General features: G+C 49.7%; 1 tRNA gene and 3 rRNA genes. All 4 read right to left on the reverse strand.

What is annotated here, in order from left to right:
• A 5S ribosomal RNA gene (gene rrf / locus A9G03_RS01615) occupies positions 1 to 72 on the reverse strand; the annotation flags it as partial.
• A gap of 152 nt (positions 73 to 224) precedes the next feature.
• Positions 225 to 3,123 (reverse strand): 23S ribosomal RNA (locus A9G03_RS01620).
• 208 nt (positions 3,124 to 3,331) lie between these two features.
• Positions 3,332 to 3,407 (reverse strand) — tRNA-Glu (locus tag A9G03_RS01625).
• A gap of 52 nt (positions 3,408 to 3,459) precedes the next feature.
• Positions 3,460 to 4,348, reverse strand: a 16S ribosomal RNA gene (locus A9G03_RS01630); the annotation flags it as partial.

Consider the following 4,348-nt stretch of genomic DNA (forward strand, 5'->3'; position numbering starts at 1 on the left):
ATCGGCACTACGGCGTTTCACTTCTGAGTTCGGCATGGGGTCAGGTGGGACCACCGCGCTATTACCGCCAGACATATCCTGTCTTCTCTTTCTCTCAATTGACGAACATTATCACATATCTTCATCAATCGCTCAATCCGGAACAAACTGTTTTATTAATCTTTAACCATCTTTCGATGACTTCTTACTCTCAACTTCGCGTATCCAAAACAACTCCGAGTTGTAAGGTTAAGACTCTCGGTTCATTAGTATCAGTTAGCTCAATGTATCACTACACTTACACACCTGACCTATCTACGTCTTAGTCTCAAACGGACCTTACTGATTCTCATCAGGGAAAACTCATCTCGAGGCTAGTTTCGTGCTTAGATGCTTTCAGCACTTATCTATTCCGCACGTAGCTACCGGGCAATGCAATTGGCATCACAACCCGAACACCAGCGGTGCGTTCACTTCGGTCCTCTCGTACTAGAAGCAAACCCTCTCAATTTTCCTACGCCCATGGCAGATAGGGACCGAACTGTCTCACGACGTTCTAAACCCAGCTCGCGTACCACTTTAAACGGCGAACAGCCGTACCCTTGGGACCTACTTCAGCCCCAGGATGTGATGAGCCGACATCGAGGTGCCAAACACCGCCGTCGATATGAACTCTTGGGCGGTATCAGCCTGTTATCCCCGGAGTACCTTTTATCCGTTGAGCGATGGCCCTTCCATTCAGAACCACCGGATCACTATGACCTACTTTCGTACCTGCTCGAGCCGTCACTCTCGCAGTCAAGCTAGCTTTTGCCATTGCACTAACCTCCTGATGTCCGACCAGGATTAGCTAACCTTCGTGCTCCTCCGTTACTCTTTGGGAGGAGACCGCCCCAGTCAAACTACCCACCAGACAGTGTCCCTTACCTCGATTCAGAAGTATAGGTTAGAACATCAAACATTAAAGGGTGGTATTTCAAGGGCGACTCCACACACACTGGCGTGCATGCTTCTTAGTCTCCCACCTATCCTACACATTAAGGCTCAATGTTCACTGTCAAGCTATAGTAAAGGTTCACGGGGTCTTTCCGTCTTGCCACGGGTACACCGCATCTTCACGGCAATTTCAATTTCACTGAGTCTCGGGTGGAGACAGCCTGGCCATCATTACGCCATTCGTGCAGGTCGGAACTTACCCGACAAGGAATTTCGCTACCTTAGGACCGTTATAGTTACGGCCGCCGTTTACTGGGGCTTCGATCAAGAGCTTCTGCTTACGCATAACCCCATCAATTAACCTTCCAGCACCGGGCAGGCGTCACACCGTATACGTCCACTTTCGTGTTTGCACAGTGCTGTGTTTTTATTAAACAGTTGCAGCCAGCTGGTATCTTCGACTGATTTCACCTCCATCCGCATGGGATTTCAATTACCATCAGCGTGCCTTCTCCCGAAGTTACGGCACCATTTTGCCTAGTTCCTTCACCCGAGTTCTCTCAAGCGCCTGAGTATTCTCTACCTGACCACCTGTGTCGGTTTCGGGTACGATTAACTATAACCTGAAGCTTAGAGGATTTTCCTGGAAGCAGGGCATCAATTACTTCACTACCTTAGTAGCTCGTCATCACGCCTCAGAGTTTCAGTGACCGGATTTGCCTAATCACACCCCTACACGCTTAACCCACCATCCAATAGGTGGTAAACCTAGCCTTCTTCGTCCCCCCATCGCAGTTATAGCCAGTACGGGAATATTAACCCGTTTCCCATCAGATACGCCCTTCGGCCTCTCCTTAGGGGTCGACTCACCCTGCCCCGATTAACGTTGGACAGGAACCCTTGGTCTTCCGGCGAGCGGGCTTTTCACCCGCTTTATCGTTACTTATGTCAGCATTCGCACTTCTGATACCTCCAGCATGCCTCACAACACACCTTCGACGGCTTACAGAACGCTCCCCTACCCAATACACTTGCGTGCACTGCCGCAGCTTCGGTGCATAGTTTTAGCCCCGTTACATCTTCCGCGCAGGCCGACTCGACTAGTGAGCTATTACGCTTTCTTTAAATGATGGCTGCTTCTAAGCCAACATCCTAGCTGTCTAAGCCTTCCCACTTCGTTTCCCACTTAACTATGACTTTGGGACCTTAGCTGGCGGTCTGGGTTGTTTCCCTCTTCACGACGAACGTTAGCACCCGCCGTGTGTCTCCCATGATTAAACTTGTCAGTATTCGGAGTTTGCATCGGGTTGGTAAGCCGGGATGGCCCCCTAGCCGAAACAGTGCTCTACCCCCAACAGTTACTCATGAGGCGCTACCTAAATAGCTTTCGGGGAGAACCAGCTATCTCCCGGTTTGATTGGCCTTTCACCCCCAGCCACAGGTCATCCGCTAATTTTTCAACATTAGTCGGTTCGGTCCTCCAGTTAGTGTTAACCAACCTTCAACCTGCCCATGGCTAGATCACCGGGTTTCGGGTCTATACCCTGCAACTTAACGCACAGTTAATACTCGGTTTCCCTTCGGCTCCCCTATTCGGTTAACCTTGCTACAGAATATAAGTCGCTGACCCATTATACAAAAGGTACGCAGTCACTATTACCCAACGGTAACAGCTCCCACTGATTGTACGTACACGGTTTCAGGGTCTATTTCACTCCCCTCCCGGGGTTCTTTTCGCCTTTCCCTCACGGTACTGGTTCACTATCGGTCAATCAGGAGTATTTAGCCTTGGAGGATGGTCCCCCCATCTTCAGACAGGATATCACGTGTCCCGCCCTACTCTATAAGCTTCCACATAATCCACTTTCATGTACGGGACTTTCACCCTCTATCGTGCGACTTTCCAGACGCTTCCACTAATACATTATGCTACCCGCTTGGGCTACTCCCATTTCGCTCGCCGCTACTTTGGGAATCTCGGTTGATTTCTTTTCCTCGGGGTACTTAGATGTTTCAGTTCTCCCGGTTCGCCTCATCTGACTATGTATTCATCAGATGATAGTGCAGTCACCTGCACTGGGTTTCCCCATTCGGACATCAACGGTTATAGCGCCTTTTATCGGCTCACCGTCGCTTTTCGCAGATTAACACGTCCTTCATCGCCTCTGATTGCCTAGGCATCCACCGTGTACGCTTAATTTCTTAACCTTACAACTCACAGTTGTCTTGGTTTCAATTACGCTTTTTTCTCTTTTCTACTTCATCACATCCATACTTTCATACAAATGCTTTCCGTAAAAACGAGAACTCGTTTCTTTCAGCTTGTTCCTAATTGTTAAAGAGCGTTATCTTTCTATTTACTCTTTCAAGTAAATACAAACATAATTTTTTTAAGAAATAATTACGTCACGTTGTATGGCGTCCCCTAGGGGATTCGAACCCCTGTTACCGCCGTGAAAGGGCGATGTCCTAGGCCTCTAGACGAAGGGGACTTAATTATCTCTTACAAACAAACAATCTGTGTGAACACTTACGAGCACTTCGTAAGGAGGTGATCCAACCGCAGGTTCCCCTACGGTTACCTTGTTACGACTTCACCCCAGTCATGGACCACACCGTGGTAAACGCCCTCCCGAAGGTTAAGCTATCTACTTCTGGTGCAACCCACTCCCATGGTGTGACGGGCGGTGTGTACAAGGCCCGGGAACGTATTCACCGTGACATTCTGATTCACGATTACTAGCGATTCCGACTTCATGGAGTCGAGTTGCAGACTCCAATCCGGACTTAGACGTACTTTATGAGGTCCGCTTGCTCTCGCGAGGTCGCCTCCCTTTGTATACGCCATTGTAGCACGTGTGTAGCCCTGGTCGTAAGGGCCATGATGACTTGACGTCGTCCCCACCTTCCTCCGCTTTATCAACGGCAGTCTCCTTTGAGTTCCCGGCCAAACCGCTGGCAACAAAGGATAAGGGTTGCGCTCGTTGCGGGACTTAACCCAACATTTCACAACACGAGCTGACGACAGCCATGCAGCACCTGTCTCACAGTTCCCGAAGGCACTCTCGCATCTCTGCAAGATTCTGTGGATGTCAAGACCAGGTAAGGTTCTTCGCGTTGCATCGAATTAAACCACATGCTCCACCGCTTGTGCGGGCCCCCGTCAATTCATTTGAGTTTTAACCTTGCGGCCGTACTCCCCAGGCGGTCGATTTATCGCGTTAGCTTCGGAGCCCATCACTCAGGGCAACAAACTCCAAATCGACATCGTTTACAGCGTGGACTACCAGGGTATCTAATCCTGTTTGCTCCCCACGCTTTCGCATCTCAGCGTCAGTATCTGTCCAGAAGGCCGCCTTCGCCACCGGTATTCCTCCACATCTCTACGCATTTCACCGCTACACGTGGAATTCTACCTTCCTCTACAATACTC

This window comes from Gilliamella sp. wkB171 (assembly GCF_001693755.1).
GTDB lineage: Bacteria > Pseudomonadota > Gammaproteobacteria > Enterobacterales > Orbaceae > Gilliamella > Gilliamella apicola_F.